The sequence below is a fragment of the Candidatus Rhodoblastus alkanivorans genome (assembly GCF_022760755.1).
GTDB classification, from domain to species: Bacteria; Pseudomonadota; Alphaproteobacteria; order Rhizobiales; family Beijerinckiaceae; genus Rhodoblastus; species Rhodoblastus alkanivorans.
This window is the reverse complement of sequence record NZ_JAIVFP010000001.1, coordinates 841,664-859,789: the sequence shown is the minus strand read 5'-3', so window position 1 is coordinate 859,789 and position 18,126 is coordinate 841,664. Positions and strand designations below refer to the sequence as shown.

19 protein-coding genes are annotated in these 18,126 nt (G+C 63.3%); 15 read left to right on the top strand and 4 right to left on the bottom strand.

The genetic code is table 11. The features are described from left to right. The first annotated feature begins 27 nt into the window (after window positions 1-27). Genes K2U94_RS04035 through K2U94_RS04020 form a run of 4 tightly spaced genes read left to right on the top strand, consistent with a single transcriptional unit; the run spans window position 28 to window position 4,988 of the window. On the top strand, window positions 28-1,542 hold the full coding sequence (locus tag K2U94_RS04035) for an MBOAT family O-acyltransferase (protein WP_243065978.1): 1,515 nt from the start codon (window positions 28-30) through the stop codon (window positions 1,540-1,542). After that, window positions 1,508-2,692, top strand: a complete 1,185-nt coding sequence (locus K2U94_RS04030; RefSeq protein ID WP_243065977.1) for an SGNH/GDSL hydrolase family protein — start codon at window positions 1,508-1,510, stop codon at window positions 2,690-2,692. Before K2U94_RS04035 ends, K2U94_RS04030 begins: the two co-directional genes overlap by 35 nt. Further along, complete coding sequence (locus tag K2U94_RS04025) at window positions 2,689-4,041, top strand: O-antigen ligase family protein (protein ID WP_243065976.1); 1,353 nt, start codon at window positions 2,689-2,691, stop codon at window positions 4,039-4,041. The genes K2U94_RS04030 and K2U94_RS04025 overlap by 4 nt, the downstream gene beginning before the upstream one ends. After that, a complete protein-coding gene (locus K2U94_RS04020; protein ID WP_243065975.1) occupies window positions 4,038-4,988 on the top strand; it encodes a glycosyltransferase family 2 protein in 951 nt (316 codons plus the stop codon). The genes K2U94_RS04025 and K2U94_RS04020 overlap by 4 nt, the downstream gene beginning before the upstream one ends. On the opposite strand, the gene K2U94_RS04015 is transcribed toward K2U94_RS04020, so the two are convergent. The 3 genes from K2U94_RS04015 to K2U94_RS04005 all read right to left on the bottom strand — a co-directional run bounded on the left by K2U94_RS04015 (window position 4,989) and on the right by K2U94_RS04005 (window position 8,424). After that, on the bottom strand, window positions 4,989-5,957 hold the full coding sequence (locus K2U94_RS04015; RefSeq protein ID WP_243065974.1) for a DUF6492 family protein: 969 nt from the start codon (window positions 5,955-5,957) through the stop codon (window positions 4,989-4,991). Window positions 5,958-6,004: 47 nt separating this feature from the next. Next, window positions 6,005-6,523 carry a protease adaptor protein RcdA gene (gene rcdA, locus K2U94_RS04010; RefSeq protein ID WP_243065973.1) on the bottom strand — a complete coding sequence of 173 codons (519 nt, stop codon included), beginning with the start codon at window positions 6,521-6,523 and terminating at the stop codon, window positions 6,005-6,007. A 642-nt stretch (window positions 6,524-7,165) separates the two neighbouring features. Beyond that, a protein-coding gene (locus K2U94_RS04005) for an IS3 family transposase (protein ID WP_243065398.1) occupies window positions 7,166-8,424 on the bottom strand; the annotation gives its coding sequence in 2 pieces (ribosomal slippage) (window positions 7,166-8,085 and window positions 8,085-8,424; 1,260 coding nt in all). Window positions 8,425-8,590: 166 nt separating this feature from the next. Here K2U94_RS04005 and K2U94_RS04000 point away from each other — a divergent pair. Continuing rightward, window positions 8,591-9,292: an acyltransferase family protein gene (locus tag K2U94_RS04000; protein WP_243065972.1), complete on the top strand. Its 702-nt coding sequence runs from the start codon at window positions 8,591-8,593 to the stop codon at window positions 9,290-9,292. A 251-nt stretch (window positions 9,293-9,543) separates the two neighbouring features. Here the strand turns inward: K2U94_RS04000 and K2U94_RS03995 are convergent, their stop codons facing one another. Next, entirely contained in the window at window positions 9,544-9,747 is a 204-nt protein-coding gene (locus K2U94_RS03995) for a DUF1192 domain-containing protein (RefSeq protein ID WP_243065971.1), read from the bottom strand. A 185-nt stretch (window positions 9,748-9,932) separates the two neighbouring features. Here K2U94_RS03995 and K2U94_RS03990 point away from each other — a divergent pair, with 185 nt between their 5' ends. From K2U94_RS03990 to pal, 10 genes are all read left to right on the top strand, one after another. Beyond that, entirely contained in the window at window positions 9,933-10,649 is a 717-nt protein-coding gene (locus tag K2U94_RS03990; RefSeq protein ID WP_243065970.1) for a DUF1013 domain-containing protein, read from the top strand. A gap of 19 nt (window positions 10,650-10,668) precedes the next feature. Continuing rightward, window positions 10,669-11,172, top strand: coding sequence for a crossover junction endodeoxyribonuclease RuvC (gene ruvC / locus K2U94_RS03985; protein ID WP_243065969.1), 504 nt, complete (start codon window positions 10,669-10,671; stop codon window positions 11,170-11,172). A gap of 75 nt (window positions 11,173-11,247) precedes the next feature. Beyond that, window positions 11,248-11,865, top strand: a complete 618-nt coding sequence (ruvA, locus tag K2U94_RS03980; RefSeq protein WP_243065968.1) for a Holliday junction branch migration protein RuvA — start codon at window positions 11,248-11,250, stop codon at window positions 11,863-11,865. 49 nt (window positions 11,866-11,914) lie between these two features. Further along, entirely contained in the window at window positions 11,915-12,961 is a 1,047-nt protein-coding gene (gene ruvB, locus K2U94_RS03975; RefSeq protein ID WP_272884841.1) for a Holliday junction branch migration DNA helicase RuvB, read from the top strand. 3 nt (window positions 12,962-12,964) lie between these two features. After that, on the top strand, window positions 12,965-13,408 hold the full coding sequence (ybgC, locus tag K2U94_RS03970; protein ID WP_243065967.1) for a tol-pal system-associated acyl-CoA thioesterase: 444 nt from the start codon (window positions 12,965-12,967) through the stop codon (window positions 13,406-13,408). Between the two features lie 169 nt (window positions 13,409-13,577). Next, window positions 13,578-14,303: a protein TolQ gene (gene tolQ, locus K2U94_RS03965; protein ID WP_243065966.1), complete on the top strand. Its 726-nt coding sequence runs from the start codon at window positions 13,578-13,580 to the stop codon at window positions 14,301-14,303. An 11-nt stretch (window positions 14,304-14,314) separates the two neighbouring features. After that, entirely contained in the window at window positions 14,315-14,761 is a 447-nt protein-coding gene (tolR, locus tag K2U94_RS03960; protein WP_243065965.1) for a protein TolR, read from the top strand. 24 nt (window positions 14,762-14,785) lie between these two features. Beyond that, on the top strand, window positions 14,786-15,901 hold the full coding sequence (locus tag K2U94_RS03955; RefSeq protein WP_243065964.1) for a cell envelope integrity TolA family protein: 1,116 nt from the start codon (window positions 14,786-14,788) through the stop codon (window positions 15,899-15,901). Between the two features lie 35 nt (window positions 15,902-15,936). Continuing rightward, window positions 15,937-17,241 carry a Tol-Pal system beta propeller repeat protein TolB gene (gene tolB / locus K2U94_RS03950; RefSeq protein WP_243065963.1) on the top strand — a complete coding sequence of 435 codons (1,305 nt, stop codon included), beginning with the start codon at window positions 15,937-15,939 and terminating at the stop codon, window positions 17,239-17,241. A 260-nt stretch (window positions 17,242-17,501) separates the two neighbouring features. Then, complete coding sequence (gene pal, locus K2U94_RS03945; RefSeq protein WP_243065962.1) at window positions 17,502-18,026, top strand: peptidoglycan-associated lipoprotein Pal; 525 nt, start codon at window positions 17,502-17,504, stop codon at window positions 18,024-18,026. Window positions 18,027-18,126 lie beyond the last annotated feature (100 nt).

Below are 18,126 nucleotides of genomic sequence, written 5' to 3'. Positions count from 1 at the left end.
ATCGGCGGAGAAAGGTTCGGAACGCCGATGCTGTTCAATTCCTTCGCCTTCGTGCTTGGCTTCCTGCCGATCGCCTTTGCCGGCTATTTTCTCGCCTCGCGCCTGAACGGACGGTTCGGCGTCGCCTTTCTGGCTTTGGCCTCGCTCGCCTTCTATTCCTATTGGGACTGGCGGCTGACCTTCCTGCTCTGCGCCTCGATTCTCGTCAATTACACGATCGGCGCGGCCATCGCCCGCTCGCACGAAAAAAGCCCCCACCGCGCCAAAGTGTTTCTGATCAGCGGCCTCGCGCTCAATCTCGGCTGCCTGATCTATTTCAAATATATGAACTGGCTGATCGACACCATCAACCGGGTCTCGACCGCAGAACTTTCCTTCATCAAAGTCGTCCTGCCGCTCGGCATTTCCTTCTATACATTCACCCAGATCGCTTTTCTGGTGGACAGCTTCAAGTGCAAGGTCAAGGAACGCAATATCGGCAATTATTTCCTGTTCGTGACCTATTTCCCGCATCTCATCGCCGGCCCGGTGCTGCATCATGCGGAAATGATGCCGCAATTCGCCGATCCCTCGAACAAAAGGCCGGTTCCCGCCAATATCGCCTTCGGCCTTGCCCTGTTCCTGATGGGCGTGGTCAAGAAAGTGGTTTTCGCCGATTCCGTCGCACCCTTCGCCGACCATGTCTTCAATGGCCACGGGCCCCTTGGCGCGGCGGCGGCGTGGAGCGGCGCGCTCGCCTATACCGCCCAGATCTATTTCGATTTTTCCGGCTATACCGACATGGCGCTCGGCCTGTCGCGCATGTTCAACATCAAACTGCCGCTCAATTTCGATTCGCCTTACAAGGCGCGGTCGATCGTCGATTTCTGGCGGCGCTGGCACATGACCCTGTCGCGCTTCCTGCGCGACTATCTCTATATCCCGCTCGGCGGCAACAGGCTCGGCTTCCTGCGCCGCTATCTCAATCTCTTCATCACCATGCTGCTCGGCGGACTGTGGCACGGCGCCGGCTGGACTTTCCTGATCTGGGGCGCGCTGCACGGCCTTTATCTGGTCGTCAATCACGCTGTGACCGGCTTGCGCGAAAAATTCGGGATCGCCTGGCGCGCCTGGATGGCGCCCTTCGGCTGGGGGCTAACCTTCCTCGCCGTGGTGGTCGGCTGGGTGTTTTTCCGCGCGTCGAGCCTCGAAGGCGCGATCCGGGTGCTGGAGGGCATGGTCGCCTTCAACGCGCCGCCGCCTCATGCCGTCGCCCCTGAATATCCGCACGCCCTGATCGGCCGCCTCGAGGAATCGCCCTGGCCCTGGATCGCCGGACTGCTGGCGCTCGCTTTTCTCTCTCCCAATTCGCAGCAGGTCATCGCCTGGGCGGAGACCCGGCTGAAGGCGTTCGGCCGCGCGCCGCGCCCTTCTGTCCGCGATTTCGGCCGCCTCTTCGCGCCCTTCGCCTTCACCGGCTTTGCCGCGACGATCGTCCTTTTCGTCATCTCGCTCACGGGGATTCGCCATGGCGCCTCGCCCTTCATCTATTTCAACTTTTAGGGCGGTCGTCGTCGGCGCGGGCGCCGTCGCCGCCGGCGCCGCCGTCGCTCTGGGCGCGATCGAACTCGGCATGCGCGCCGTCAGCTACGGCTCGGTCTCGACGCTTGCTTACGGCCGCGCCAATTACAATCACGACCTGCCGGAACTCGGCTATGCCGGGCGTCCCTATGCCCATGGGATTCAGTCGAACGAAGGCGTTTCCGAAATCGCGCTCAATTCCCACGGCTTTCATGACGTCGAACATTCCAGGGCCAAGCCGCCGGGCGTCTTCCGCCTGATGGTCGTCGGCAATTCCTATACGATGGCGATTCAGGTCGCGCTCAAGGACGGCTATGTCGCGCAGCTCGGCGACGCTTTGAAAGAATGCCCGGCGCTGGCCGGGCGCCAGATCGAGACCATCAATCTCGGCGTCGACGGCTACACCATCCACCAGCAATATCTGCTGCTGCGCGATTACGGCCTGTCGCTCAAGCCCGATTTCGTCCTCCTCCAGACCAACAGCTTTGTTGTTCCCGGCGACCTCGACCCGACCAGAAACCTGTCGCCGCGCCTGGAGCGGGGCCCGGACGGCAAGACGCGCATCGATTACGCCTATAAGGACACGCCACAGTTCAAAGCCAAATCCTCGGCTTTCGCCGCCTGGCTGCAAAGGCTGAGCGACCATAGCCGGCTCATCCAATACGCCATCCAATATCGCCGCATCGCGCGCGAAGAGGCCGCCGAGGCCGATACGCCCAAAGGGGAGCCGAAAATCGACCCCGCCGTCTATCGCTCCTTCCAGCAGGGCCGCGACCTTGCCTTTGACGAAATGGCGGCAACGCTGCGCAACAGAGACATTCCCTTCGCCGTGACCATCGTTCCCGACGCCGACGGCGAAAGCAACAAGCCGATCGGGCCCGAGCCGATCCGCAACGAATGGCGCCAGCTCGCGCAAAAGGCCGGCGCGCCCTTCTTCGACGTCGAGAAAGAGGCCCGCGCGCGGGTGCGCGCGACCGGAGCCGATCTCCATGGCTTCGGCGCCAACGCCGGCTTCGGCCATCTCAATCGAACCGGCAACGCCTTTTTCGGCAAGGCGCTCGCCGCGCGCATCTGCCCGATGCTTGGCGGCGAACATTCCGCCTCCCTCGCGCCGACGGCCGCCGCGCAATGACCGCCGCGCATGTCGCGCCATCGGCGGCCGTTCCGCGCGCCCGGACGAGAAAATCCAGCGCGGCGGCGCAGCCGGCGTGGTTCACGCCGGTTCACGACCTGCTGCTCTACGCCTTTCTCGAATATACCTATATCGGGCTCACGCCCTTCACCATCACCTCGGTCGACAACCGCGTCGAAGGCAGCCCGCTGGTCCAGGTCGCCGGCGTGTCGCTCTGTTTCCTGTCGTTCGTCGTCATGTGGCCGCGGCGTGGCCAGCTCCTGCTCGCCATGCGGGAGAACTGGGCGATGTTCCTGGTGCTGGCGATCAGCCTCGCCAGCACCGTCTGGTCGCAATTTCCCGACCTGACCATCAGGCGCGCGGCGCTGCTCGTCTGCATCAGCGCGGCGGCGATCGGCGTCGCGGTCGGCGTGGATAACATGCGCGCCTTCCATACCAAATTGTTCGGTTTCATGACGGCGGTGATCATCATCAATCTCGCCCTGGTCGTGGTCTGGCCGGCGCAGGCCATTTCCGACATCGGCGTCAAGGGCCTTTATATCCAGAAGAACGTGGCCGGCATCGTCGCTATGGTCACGGTGGTCATCGCCGTGACCTGGACTTTTGGCTGCGCAAGCTGGAGCGGCCGTTTTCTGGGGATCGCCAGCGCCCTGCTCTCGACCTTTTTCCTGGTCCTCACCGACAGCAAGACCTCGATCGGCCTTCTGGTCCTCGGCCTCGCCATCGGCGCGATGTTCTACGCCGCGCAAAAGCTCGGGCCGCGTTTCGCTCTGCTCGCTTTCGCCGGCGTAGCGGCTTTGGTCGCGGCGATCGGCGCGATCCTGATCTTTTTCGATTTCGATTATTACAAAATTCTGGTCGCCTTCGTCGCCGACCCGACCTTTACCGGCCGCAATGAGCTCTGGGCCTTCGCCTATCATTCGGCGATGAAACATGAATGGTTCGGCTATGGCTATGGCGCCTTCTGGGACGTCGGCTTCGCCGACGATCCGTTGCGCAAGCTCGAGCCCGGCACCTGGCTGGGGGATTCTCCCGTAGGGCTCATCAACCAGGCCCATAACGGCTATCTCGAACTCTGGCTCCATATCGGGCTGATCGCGACGCTCATCGCCATCTGGTCGGTTTTCGCGGCGATCGGCCGCGCCACGCGGCGCGCCATCGAGACCCGCGACGCCCCCGGCGCCCGGCCGGTCTTCACCATGATCGCCCTCGTGCTGTTCCTCCATCTCCTGCACAATTTCACCGAGGCGACCCTCTATATGCGCAACAATCCTTACGCCAATATCGTCACGCTGCTCATCGCCCTGACGAGCTGGCGGCCATTTCCGCGCCCCAAGAGGTCCGCATGAGCCGCATCGGGCTTTCCATCGTCATCTGCACCTTTCATCGCAACGATCTTTTGCGCGCCTTGCTGAAAAGCGTCGCTGCGCAGGAGCTTCCCGACAGCCTTTCGGTCAGCGTCGTCGTGGTGGACAACAGCGATGAGGGTCTCGCCCGCGCCGTCGTCGCGGAGGAGGCGGCAAAAAGCCCGATCCCGATGCGCTGGATCGAGGCCCATCCGGCCAATATTTCGGTTGCGCGCAACGCCGGCGTGGCCGCCGGCGACACGGATTTCGTCGCCTTCATCGACGACGACCAATGTCTCGAACCGGGCTGGCTCACCGGCCTTTCCAGCGCGCTGCGAGAACAACCATTCGACGCCTGGCTTGGCCGGGTGATCGCCACATTCGAAAAGCCGGATCAGGCGCCGCGCGCCGCCCGCATGGTCTTTTCGCGCGAACTCGACCGGCCGGCTTCTTTCGAATTATTCGCCTTCGGGCCAAAAAAAATCCACGGGATCGGGCTTGCCACCAATAACGCCGTTTTTCGCCGCGCCACGACCCTCACTGAGCGCGAGCCCTTCGATCCGGCTCTGGGCGTCAGCGGCGGCGAGGATTATGACCTGTTCTGCCGCCTCCAGCGCCGGGGCCGGCGTTTCGCCTGGCTGCCCGGCGCCGTCGTGTCCGAATTCGTCCCGGCCGAGCGCTGTCAGAGGACTTATCTCCAGCGGCGCTTCTATGCCGGCGGCCAGCATTTCGCGCGTGCCGTCGCGCGCGGCGGCGCCCACCCGCGGGCGGCGCGCTGGATCATCCGCGCCAAGGCTTTTGTCCAGGCCGGGCTCCTCGCAGCCCGCGCGCCGCTCTACCTGTTCCAGGGCGCCGACCAACGCGCCGATTTTGGCTTCCGCCTTGCCGGCGTGATGGGAAAATTGTCCTTTGGCGCGCTCTATCCCCTCTATCAACCGAAAGGAAAATGATCACGCCGCGTCGTCTTGGCCCGCGTCTTGGCCCGCGTCTTGGCCCGCGGCCTGATCCACGATGCGGGCGTTGAAGGCGCGGCGCTCGTCGAGACCGAGCGGCAAAGTCGATTGCAGCAGGCAGGCGATGTGGTCGGGGCGCAGGGCCGCGATGAAGGCGCGCTCCTCCTCTTCACTTTGGAGCCGGTCAGTCCACAAGGAATGGCACAGCGAGCGCGGATCGGGCCAATGGCCGGCGGCGGCGAGGCCGAGAACATTATCCGCAAAGACGCCATAAAGAATATATTCCGAGAAATGCGGCGTGGCGGCGAGGACCTTGCGCCAGTCGCGGCCGCCGACTTCCTCGATCCGCGCGATCAGGCGGCGCACGGTCGAGCGCCGCCAGACCACGAGCTGGTCGATATAATCGCCATTGTGGAACGGATCGACGGCGAAGCCGAGCAGGCGGCTCGCGGTTTCATGCCACAGGCGATGGTCCGGCTCATCAATCCGGTCTGGCGTCTGATAAAGCCGCGTCCTGCCGTCGGCGCGGGCGAGCCGGTCGAGGCTCAGGGGCCGGATGAACAGAGTGTCGCTATCGACATGCAGCACGATTTCGGTCGGAGCCTGCGCCGCGGCGGCGATCTTCATCATCTGCTGGGCGATCCAGCCGCGCACCGGCGGGCTGAAGAGGCTCAGATAAACATTGCGGCGCGGCAGGCGCAAAAGCTGGCGCAGGCGCGGCCCCGGCATGGGCAGTTTCCACATCCAGCCCGGCAGCAGATCGCGGTCCTGAGACGCCACGACGCGGCGCTCATTGGCGAAGCCAGCGAAAAGCGCGAGATCGCGGGTCGGGACATAAAGCCGATGGACGAAATTTTCCGGCGCGAAACGGTCCACGCTTTCGCACAGCAGGCGGCAGCAGTCGAGATCGCCGCGAAAGGACAAAGTGACGATGGTCGCAGCATCTGGCCTGATGGCGTCGGTCATGTCGCGCCCCGGTTGCGCTCGATCCGCCGCGAAATTCCGCTTCGCCGTCAACAGAACGCGGCGCGTAGGCGGCTAAGGTGTTCCTCGATCGGGCTGACCGGGGGCGCGGAGAGCGGAGCGCTGGGGTCGAGATAGAGCAATTGGTCGAGATGGATGATGCGGGCCTGCAGGCGCAGGGATTCGATGACCAGTTCGCGCAGGGCCCTGGGCAGGCGGGCGAAAACGTCGGGCGCGGCGGCGCAGTCCTGATAGGACAATTTGACCTTGCGCTTTTCCGTGGCCGCCTGGTCCAGGGTCAATTCGCCCTCATTGACCGCGCGCTGGAGCAGAAGCCAGGAGGCGAGCTGCATCAGCCGGGTGGTCAGGCGCATGCTTTCGGCGGCATAGGCGAGGGAATCGTTGCGCGGCAGGCTTTTGGCCTCATCTCTTCCGGGTCCGTCGAGATAGGCCGCAGCCTCCTCGACCAGGCCCATGCCCTCGCGGAACATGGCCTTGAACGCCTCGGAAGCCGCCAGACGCTCCGCGAAAGAGACGGGCTCGCCGCCCTCCATATTGGTTCGACCCATGCGCCCCACCTCAACCCGCGCGCCAACGGATAGCGTCCGCACGAAGTGGACGCCCCTTCATTCAGGGAGAGAGCAGAATAACGCCGATTGCGGGGCAATGCCCGTGAAATCTGAATTAATGTTTAACCCTGCCTCCACAGATGATGCCGGCGCCATCGCAACTTCCATTACAAACCAAAGTCCATTAGGTTGCCGCAAGCCCATGCGCCGACGAACGGCGCCTCCGAAACGCATTGTCTATAAGGCGAGCTTAGCAATAACAATTCCTAGATGAAAAGCCGAACAAAAACAAAGGCGCCATTACGAACTCCGCAAATCCTGACCCAAGAGCACACATTATGTTTCGAAATAATGGGACTATTGTTCGCTACATAGCGGCGTATCTTGTGATCATTCAACACGCCTATATGCTTGCGCGCGAACATGACCCATTCACACTGTTCCGGTTCCATTGGTGGACAGGCCAGACGGGTGTCCTCATTTTCTTTGCATTTAGCGGGTATATCTTAACAACGAGGCTTTACAAAGATAACATTTACGATTTTGTTTTCCATCGCCTGTTTCGCATCTATCCTCTGCTCATCGCTGTTAACGTTATCACTGTTGCCCTCATGTGGTGCTTTACGAAGGTGTTGTAGCCCCTTAAGTTTCGGACAGACACTCTCCGGCTTCGGCGGCCAAGCGATCCGCGATGAACTCGCGGGGTGAACGATAGCCAAGCGCGCGATGCGGATGGCGTGTGTTGTAATGCTCGAACCACGACGGCAGCAAGCGGATCACGGTTTCGGCGTCCGGCAGTGGCGACACGCGCGCGTAATCGCGTTTGATCGTGCGGACGAAGGCTTCGGCCATTCCATTCGATTGGGGGCTTTCGACCGGCGTGGTCAGCGGCTCAAGGCCGATTTCGCGGGCAAAATGTTTCGTGTCGCCAGCGATGTAGCAAGACCCGTTGTCGGTCAGCCATTCGATCGGGCTGGGCAGGCGATTGACCGGGCCAAAGCGATATTCGACGGCGCTGACCATCAGGTCGCGGATGTCCTCGCCCTTGACGCCCGCCGTCGTGGCGACATGGCCGAGGGCTTCCCGGTCGCAGCAATCAAGCGCGAAGGCGACGCGGACTTTTTCGGCATTGTCGCAAGCGATCTCGAAGCCGTCGGAACACCAACGCAGGTTGGAGCGCAGAACGGCGATCTTGCCGTCATGCCGGCGGTTTTCGCCGCCGCCGGCATGACGTTGAAGCAACAGGCCGTGCGCCCTCATCACCCGATAAACCCGCTTGCGGTTGACCGGCGCCGCGCCCTCGGCGCGTCTTTTGCGGCGCAGGTCGGCCCACACGCGGGCGTAGCCCCAGGACGGCTGTTCGGCGATGATCCCCTTGATCTCGCAGAGCAGATCGTCTTCCGGCAGGGGCGGTCGGCCCATGCGTTTGGCCGCGCCGCCGGCAATGCGCGCGGCGACATTCGAGCGGGCGACGCCGAGGGTTTCGCAGACGGCCTTCATCGCGAACCGTCCCGTGGATTGAGCGTCGGCAGCGACAACGACCGCAACATCCGTTTTTTTGAGCCTACGGCGACTTCAAGCGCCTCTTTGAGGATTTCGGCCTCCATCGACTTCTTGCCGAGCAGGCGCTGCAGTTCGCGCACCTGGTCGACCAAAGCCCTGTAGGCGGACGCCGGAACGACGTCCTCCTCGGCCTGCGTCGCGGTCAGGGCGCCTTGGTTCGCCAGCCGCCGCCAGGTGAACAGCTGATTGGGGGCGATGCCGTGACGGCGCGCGACAAGGCTAACCGTCATGCCCGGCTCCATCGTCTCGGCAATGATCGCCAATTTCTCCGCCGACGTGCGCCGACGCCGTCGTTCTCGGCCCGGCAGGACCTCACTCTTCGGATTGTCACCAGTCATAAACACCACATTACTCCTACCTCTTAGCGAAGTGGGAGTGCCTGTCCGGCGACTTACGGGGCTATTTCAGAAGGACAGCACGGCACGTTATATCGAGAATGGCGCTCTCGGACTTGTCTATAATAACCTGGTCACATTTGGACAGCAGACTTTGCCTGGCGTACATATGTTCGATGCGGAACATTGGCTTGGCGATATTGTAAATATTGCGCAATGGTCGATTTTCTATGAACTGCGGGCCTATGCTCTATTGATTTTGGTTTACGTCCTTGGGATCCTTCAGAATCGGGCAGCTTTCAACGCGCTGCTCCTCGGATTGGTCATCGTGAGCCCCGTGGCGGGAACCCTCTTGCAAATAGGAGATTCGCGTGGCCCCGAGATTACTCTGGCGTTTTTATACGGTGTGTTTTGGGCAAATGAAAAAACAAGAATGGGTCTGGGCTTCATTTTTTTTGCGGCAGCCCTTTTATACGTCAGCGTCTATCTGCCCCCGTCTTACGCGGCCATGGTCGGCAATTTTTCCCTCGCGACTCTGACGGTTGGGATCGCATTCGGAAAGGCGCCTTACATCAAGCTATTAGACCGCCTGCCCGATTTCACTTACGGCCTCTATCTCACGCATTGGCCGATCATGATGATCATTCACAGATATTACAATTTCAATGGGATCAGACTCGCCATGTTCACCGGCCTGTGCGCTCTGGCCGTTTCAGCGCCCTTGCATTATCTGGTGGAAGAACCAGGCCGCAGGCTCGGCAGGATCGTTCCGCGGGCGATGCGTCGTTTGCGATCGCGCATCGACGCCGCCCGATCGCCCTTGCAGGATTATCGCGCAGAGGGACGGGACCCGAGCGAGCAAATCGGCTAGGCCAATCCTATGCGCGCGTAAACGTCGTGAACTTCTCCGTTTGAACCCGGCTGACGCGGCGTCTCGCACATCACGTAAAAAGGAGAGCTGCGCTTAAGCAGCTCCCCAAGTCGACAACAGGGAGGCGTCAGACAAGGCGAAATTCGCCTGGTTCCGGATGGAACGAAAACACCTTGCAGCAAAAAGGTTAAGATCACATTAAGGTAAATGCGTCTTCGGGGAACATCCTTTTAACTCATGACGCTACGTCATCACGGCTTTTTGAAGAAGGCGTCGGCGGCCGTCCGCGAGGCGCTCTTGCGTTCCCGCGCCGCCGAGAGCCGGCCGATCTCGTCTTGCAGCAATTCGATCCGCTCGGTCAATTCGTCCACCGAGAGAGCGTCGAGCGGCTGGCCCAGTTCGTGCCTTTGCGGCGCCTTTTTCGGCGCGAAAATTTCCTCGTCGTCCCTGGCCACGCCCGCCTCCTGTCCCGCGCCAATAGCCGCCAATGACCGTTATGAAAATTCGATTGATAATTTGCCTGTCCGCATTATATTCGCGCAATCCCCGTCATGAATGAAAATTGAGGCTGAGCCTCGGCCGGGCCGGAGCGCGAAGGCGCGCGTCCGCCGGCGGCACGAAGAGATTCGAGGAGAAACCGATGAGCAACGCCCCGCTCATGCCCAAGGCCACCGCCGTCTGGCTGGTGGAAAACACCTCGCTGACGTTCGATCAAATCGCCGAATTCTGCAAATTGCATCCGCTCGAAGTCAAGGGCATCGCCGATGGCGAGGTCGCCTCGGGGATTCGCGGCCATGATCCGATCACCTCCGGCCAGCTGACCCGCGAGGAGATCGAGCGCTCCGAAAAGGATTCGTCGCACCGGCTTAAACTGGCGGTCTCCAAGGTCCGCCTGCCCGAGGCCAAGCGCCATCGCGGCCCGCGCTACACGCCCTTGTCGCGCCGCCAGGACCGTCCCAACGCCATTCTCTGGCTGGTGCGCAACCATCCCGAGCTGAAGGACGCCCAGATCATGCGGCTCGCCGGCACGACCAAGAGCACGATCGCCGCGATCCGCGACCGCACCCATTGGAATTCGGCGTCGCTGACCCCGATGGACCCGGTGACCCTTGGCCTGTGCTCGCAGATCGACCTTGATTTCGAGGTCCAGCGCGCCGCCAAGGACCGTCCGGCTCAAGTCGAGGATCACGGCCCGACCCTCGCCCCCGCCGAGGAGACGACCCAGCCCTTCTATTACGAGCCGACCACGCATGAGGAGGTTTTCGGGACCGCCCCGAAGCCAAAGGAAGCCGAGGAGGAGGAGATCGACCTCGATTCGGTCTTCGCCAAGCTCAAGGATATCAAAACCAAGGAATGAACGGCCCAGGGGATAGAAAATGGTGCGCATCCTCGGCGTCGACCCCGGCCTGCGCCACACCGGCTGGGGCGTGATCGAGGCCGACGGGTCGCGCCTCGCCTTCGTCGCCTCCGGCGCGATCCATTCCCCGACCGGCGAGAATCTCGCCGAGCGGCTGCGCATGCTGCACGAGGGCCTTGCCGCCGTCATCGCCGCCCATTGCCCGGATGAGGCGGCAGTCGAGGAAACTTTCGTCAATCGCGACGCCCAATCGACCCTCAAGCTCGGCTATGCGCGCGGCATCGCTCTGGTGGTTCCGGCGCTCGCGGGGCTCGAAGTCACCGAATATGCCGCCAATCTGGTGAAAAAGACCGTCGTCGGCGCCGGCCATGCCGAAAAGGCGCAGATCGCCATGATGGTGAAAGTGCTGCTGCCGAAAGCCGAGGCGCTGAGCGCCGACGCGGCCGACGCCCTGGCGGTTGCGATCTGCCACGCCCAGCACAGGTCCGCCCGGAAACGCGAAGCGGCGCTCGCCGGCAAGTAATTTTTCCTTGTCGGCCCGACGGCGCTAAACTGACGCGACGCGAATCGGCCAAGCGATTTAAAAAAAGCGCGGAAAATGATCGGCAAACTCAAGGGCGTGGTGGATTCCCTGCACGAGGATCATGTGATCCTCGACGTGCATGGCGTCGGCTATATCGTCTCCTGCTCGACCCGCACCCTGCAGAACCTGCCGCGCGCGGGCGAGGCCGCCATTCTCGCCATCGAGACCCAGGTGCGCGAGGATTCGATAAAACTCTTCGGTTTCTTAAGCGATTCCGAGCGCGACTGGTTCCGCATATTGCAGAATGTGCAGGGCGTCGGCTCCAAGGTCGCGCTCGCCATTCTGTCCATCCTGCCGCCCACCGAGCTGACCTCGGCCATAGCCCTGCAGGACAAGGCGGCGGTCGCCCGCGCGCCCGGCGTCGGGCCCAAGCTTGCCGCGCGCATCGTCTCGGAGCTGAAGGACAAGGCCGGCGCCTTCGGCGGTATGGACGCCGGCGCCATCGCCCTCGCCGGCGCGGAAGCGGCGCCCGCGGGCTCGACCGCGGCGCATGAAGCGGTCTCCGCCTTGATCAATCTCGGCTACGCCCGGCCCCAGGCCGCCACAGCCATCGCCGCGAGCCTGAAAGCGCTCGGCGAAGGCGCCGAAACCGCCGCGCTGATCCGGCGGGGCCTGAAGGAGCTGGCGCAATGATTCACATGCTCCGTCATTGCGAGCGCAACGACGCCGGAAAGGCTCGCGCATGACCCCTCCCGCCAGCCGCATGGTGACACCCGAACGGCGCGAGGACGATCTTGAATCTTCCATCCGCCCGCTGACGCTCGCCGATTTCACCGGCCAGGAGGCGGCGCGCAAGAATCTCAAAGTCTTCATCGAGGCGGCCAAGGCGCGCAAGGACGCGCTCGACCACGTGCTGTTCGTCGGGCCTCCCGGCCTGGGCAAGACGACTTTGGCGCAGATCGTGGCGCGGGAGCTTGGCGTCAATTTCCGCTCGACCTCCGGCCCGGTCATCGCCAAGGCCGGCGACCTCGCGGCGCAGCTCACCAATCTCGAAGAGCGCGACGTGCTCTTCATCGACGAAATCCACCGGCTCAATCCGGCGGTGGAAGAAATCCTCTATCCCGCCATGGAGGATTTTCAGCTCGATCTCATCATCGGCGAGGGGCCGGCGGCGCGCTCGGTCAAGATCGACCTCGCCAGATTCACCCTCGTCGGCGCCACCACCCGCGCCGGCCTCCTCACCACGCCGCTGCGCGACCGTTTCGGCATTCCGATCCGGATGAATTTTTACAATGTCGAGGAATTGCAGAGCATTGTCGCGCGCGGCGCCCGGGTCATGAACTGCCCGATGAGCGAGGACGGGGCGAACGAGATCGCGCGGCGCTCCCGCGGCACCCCGCGCATCGCCGGGCGGCTGCTGCGCCGGGTGCGTGACTTCGCCCTCGTCGACGGCGACGCGATCGTGGGCCGCGACGTGGCCGACCGGGCGCTGAAACTGCTGGACGTGGACTCTATCGGTCTCGACCAGATGGACCGGCGCTATCTCGACATGGTCGCGGTCAATTTCGGCGGTGGACCGGTCGGCATAGAAACCATCGCCGCCGCGCTCTCCGAACCGCGCGACGCCATCGAGGACATTATCGAGCCCTATCTGCTGCAACAGGGTTTTCTGAACCGCACCCCGCGCGGAAGAATGCTGACGCCACTCGCCTTCCGTCATCTGGGGCTGGCCGTTCCGGCCCAGGCTCAGGCGCCGCAGATGGGCCTTTTTTCCGAGGACGACGGCTGATCCATGCCGCCCGAACCTGTCCTGCCGCACGGCGCCTTACGCGACGGCCGCCACCTCTTCCCCATCCGCGTCTATTTCGAGGACACGGATTTCACCGGCATCGTCTATCACGCCAATTATCTGCGCTTCATCGAGCGCGCCCGCACCGAAATGCTGCGCGAACTCGGCTTCCATCAGGGCGCGATCCATTCGGGCGAGAGCGGCGACGCCTTGTTTTTCGTCGTCGCCCGGATGCAGCTCGAATTTCTGCGCCCGGCGCGCATGGACGATCTACTGACCGTCGAAACGCGGCCAATAAAAATCTCCGCGGCCGTGATCGAACTTGAGCAGATCGTGCGGCGCGACGCCGACATTTTATTCACGGCCAAAGTCCTGATCGCGGCGCTCGCCGACGGCAAGCCCCGCCGCCTGCCGCGCGAAATCCGCGAAAAGCTTGAGCTTGGCTAAGCTCTTCACAAATTATAACCCATTGTTAACCATGCAACGCGCTTAACTGGCGGTAAAAGGCGTCGGCTCGACTTTATCGATCCGGGCCGTAGAAATGACCGATTCCCACGGCAGATGTTCGCGCGCGAAACGCCATCCGCGCGCCGCAGGATTTGCGAGGACCGCTTTCATGAACGAAATCGCCGCTACGCCGCTCGTCGCCGCCGGGACGGGCTCCGTCTTCGACATGTTCCTGAGCGCCTCCATCGTGGTGAAACTGGTGATGCTGGGGCTGCTCGCGGCTTCCGTCTGGTGCTGGGCGATCATCATCAACAAAACCCTGCTCATCCGCCGCGCCCGCGCCGCGATCGAGGATTTCGAGAATTTGTTCTGGTCCGGCAATTCGCTCGAGGACCTTTATCATTCGCTCTCGGCGCGCCCGACGGTCGCGACCGCCTCCCTCTTCGTCGCCGCCATGCGCGAATGGAAGCGCTCGTTCCAGAACGCCCACGCCTCTTTCGTCGGCCTGCAGTCGCGCATCGAAAAAGTGCTCGACGTCTCGATCGCGCGCGAAGTGGAAAAGCTAGAGTCCAATCTGCTGGTGCTGGCCACGGTCGCCTCGGCCGGCCCCTTCGTCGGCCTGTTCGGCACGGTCTGGGGCATCATGACCTCGTTCCGCTCGATCGCCGCCTCCAAGAACACCTCGCTCGCAGTGGTCGCGCCGGGCATTGCGGAGGCCCTGTTCGCCACGGCGATCGGCCTGTTCGCAGCCATTCCCGCCCTGATCGCCTATAACAAGCTCTCCGGCGACGTCGCCAAGACCCAGGCCCGGATGGAGAGTTTCGCCGACGAATTTTCCGCCATCCTGTCGCGGCAGATCGACCAGCACGCTGGACAGCGCAGCAACGCGGCCTGAAGGAGTCGGATATGGGAATGGCGGTTCCGACAGGCGGAAAAGGCGGGCGGCGCCGGCGCGGCGTGCCGCGCTATCGCGCCATGGCCGACATCAACATGACGCCGTTCATCGACATCATGCTGGTGCTGCTCATCATCTTCATGGTCGCGGCGCCGCTTCTGTCCTCCGGCGTGCCGGTCGACCTGCCGGCGACCAAGGCGGGCGAACTCAATATCGACAAGAAGCCGATCGCCATTTCCATTGACGACCACGGCGACCTTTATCTGATGGACCAGAAAATCGCCGATTCCGATCTTGTTTCCGCCGTCCAGGGGCGGGTCAGCGGCGGCGCCGACGAGCGTGTCTATGTCCGCGCCTCCAAGCAGGTGCCTTACGGCCGGGTCGCCCAAGTCATGTCCGATCTCACGGCGGCCGGCTTCAAGAAGGTCGCCCTGGTGACGAAACAGGAGAATGAATAGGTCTGGCCAAGTGAGATTTTCCAAGTGAGGTTTTCGCGTTCGGAGCCTGGCTTTCTTGTCTCGGCGGCAATCCATCTCGGGCTGCTGGCGTTTCTGCTCGTCCATTTTTCCCATGAGCAGAAATTCGCCGACGCCGAGGAGGCAGTGGCGGTCGAGACCATCACGGAAAGCCAGTTCCACGAGATCATGCAGGGCGAGAAGACGGCCCCGAAAGCGGACAAGCCACGCGCCGATAAGGTCGCCGAGCGCAGCGAGGCCAAGCCGACGCCGCCTCCGCCTCCACCCGAGGCCAAGCGTGACGTTCCGGTCCCGGCCCCGCCGTTGAGGCGGTCGACCGACCAGGCCGAGGCTGATCAAACGCCGCCGTCGCCTCCCACGCCGCCGCCGCGTCCAGCGCCTCCGCCGCCGCCCGTCGCGAAAACGCCGCCGCGGCCCCCCGAACAGAAACAGGAAGCGGAACGCAAGGACGCCGAGGCCGTCCGGCCGCCGCCGCGCCCGAAGCCGCCGGAAAAGGCCGAGCGCAAGCCCGCGCCCGAGCCGCCGCCGCCCGAAAAGCCGCGGGAAAAGCCCGAGCCCAAGGCCAAGGCGGAGGAGAAGCCGACACGCAAGCCGCCGAAGCCCGACGACATCGCCAAACTGCTCGCCGACGCCAAGGACAAGCCGGCGCAGAAGCGGAAATCCAGCGCGGAGAGCGAACATCGCCGCACACCCGATCTCTCGGAAATCGCCAAACTGCTTGACGAGAAGGCGCCGGACGCGAAATTCACCAGCGGTCGCGAGATCAGCCGCGCCGCCGCCCTGGGCGCCCGTCATGCGACCGGCGCGCGCATGTCGCCCTCGATGTCGGATTCGCTCAACGCTCTGCTGCAGGAGCAGTACAAGCAGTGCTGGAATTATCTGCCGCTGACCGGCGACAAATATGTCGCCAGGATCCATGTAACCTATCGGCCCGACGGCTCGCTCGCCGGCCAGCCGGTGCTGCTCAACCCGCCGTCGAACCCCCAATTCCGGGGCTTGGCCGAAAGCGCGGTGCGCGCGGTGCGGCGCTGCAACCCGCTTCGCATTCCCGCCCAATACCTGCCCTATTATGACCAGTGGAAGGATTGGGTGGTCGGGTTTGACCCCGAAATCTTGAACTAGCCCCCAAATTCCGCGCGAAAACTCAGGACCCCCCGATGCAATTCACCCCCAGCCGCCGCGCCGCCGCCGCCATGCTCGGCGGGCTCGCCCTCACCCCCCTGTTCACCCGCGTCTCGTCGGGCCAGCGCTATCTCGACGTGCATGGCGGCGGCAATTTCACGCCGGTCAATGTAGCGATCGTCCCCTTCGCCGGCGACGGCGGCGCGTCGATCAGCGCAATCATCGTCAATAATTTCAAGCGCTCGGTCTTCATCAATCCGATCGACGCCGGCGCCGCCGGCGCCGGCGTCAATCCCGACGCCGCGCCCAATCTGGCGACGTTCAAGGCGCTCGGCGCCCAATATGTCGTCGTCGGCCGCGCCGGACGCGGCCCGGACGGACGAATGAAGACCGAATTCCGGCTATGGGACGTCGGCGCCGGGACCCAGGCCTCCGGCCAGCAATATGTCACCGACCCCAATAATTCGCGGCGCGTCGGCCATATCATCTCGGACGCGATTTTCACCAAGGTGACCGGCGAATCCGGCTTTTTCGACACCAGAATCGCCTTCGTGGACGAGACCGGATCGCGTCAGGACCGCCGCAAGCGGCTGGCGATCATGGACCAGGACGGCGCCAATGTGCGCTATCTGACGCGCGGCGAGGACCTGGTGGTGACGCCGCGCTTCTCGCCCAATTCGCAGGAACTGACCTATATGTCGTTCGGCGCCGAGGACCCGCGGGTTTTCCTGCTCAATATCGACACCGGCCAGCGCGAAGTCGTCGGCAATTTCCCCGGCATGACCTTTTCGCCGCGCTTCTCGCCGGATGGGCAGCGCGTCGTCATGTCGCTCGAGCAGAACGGCAGCGCCAATCTCTACAGCATGGACCTGCGCTCGCGCAAAACCACCCGGCTGACCGATTCCTCGGCGATCGACACCTCGCCCTGCTATTCGCCGGACGGATCGCGCATCTGTTTCGAGTCAGACCGCGGCGGAACCCAGCAGATCTACGTGATGAGCGCGGGCGGCGGCCCCGCGAATCGCATTTCCTTCGGCGAGGGACGCTATTCGACCCCGGTATGGTCGCCCAAGGGCGACTATATCGCCTTTACCCGCGTCGCCAACGGCAAATTCGCCATCGGCGTGATCAAGCCCGACGGATCGGGCCAGCGCATTCTGGTCGAGAGCTTCCATAATGAGGGGCCGACCTGGGCCCCCAACGGCCTGTTCGTTATGTTCTTCCGCAACGTCAATGGCGGCCCGCATCTGTTCATGACCGATATATTCGGCCGCGCCCAATTCCCGGCGCCGACGCCGAATTTCGGCTCGGACCCGTCCTGGAGCGCACTGCTCGGCTGAAGGCCAAAAAAAATGGCGCCACGCCCCATTGCGGCCATGAACGCCCTGTTAACCATAGCGAACAAGGTCACAAAGTCGCCGGATTTCATAACCTTTCATCAAGGTTACGAAAACGCTCGCTTAATATTCGCGGTCTAGGACTCAAGGCAGAACCCGCCGCGCCTGAAGCGCAGCGGGGCGTGAAGCGAACAGAACGTTACGGCGCCCGGACGGCGCGGGCTTCGACCGCAAGCGGGCTTTCAGGTATAGGAGCGCACCGGATGAACAAACTCGGCCCGATGGTCGGCCTGAAATATGCCGCCGTTCTCGCCACGGCCCTGGCTCTCGGGGCCTGCGCCAAGAACCCGACCGACATGGCAGGCCTCGACGGACGCGGCGGCGCCGGCGGCGGGGTCGGCGCGGCGGGCTCCGCCACGCCGGGCTCGCAGCAGGATTTCGTGGTCAATGTCGGCGATCGCGTCTTCTTCGACAGCGATTCGAGCCAGTTGAGCGCCGCCGCCCAGGCCACGCTCGACAAGCAGGCGACCTGGCTCAGCCGCTATCCCAATTACGCCTTCACCATCGAGGGCCACGCCGACGAGCGCGGAACCCGCGAATATAATTTCGCCCTCGGCGCCCGGCGCGCCGAAACGGTCAAGGAATATCTGATCTCGCGCGGCGTCGCGGCCGCGCGCATCAAGACCATTTCCTACGGCAAGGAGCGCCCGGTCGCGGTCTGCGACGACATTTCCTGCTGGTCGCAGAACCGCCGCGCGGTCACCGTGCTGCGGGGCGGACAAAGCTGAAATCGGCCGCGAGGCTGGAATTCGGGCCGGCGCCTTCGAGCGCCGGCTTTTTCTTTGCTCGCTGTGGCCCAAAAACAACGCCAACGCCACTTTTTCACCT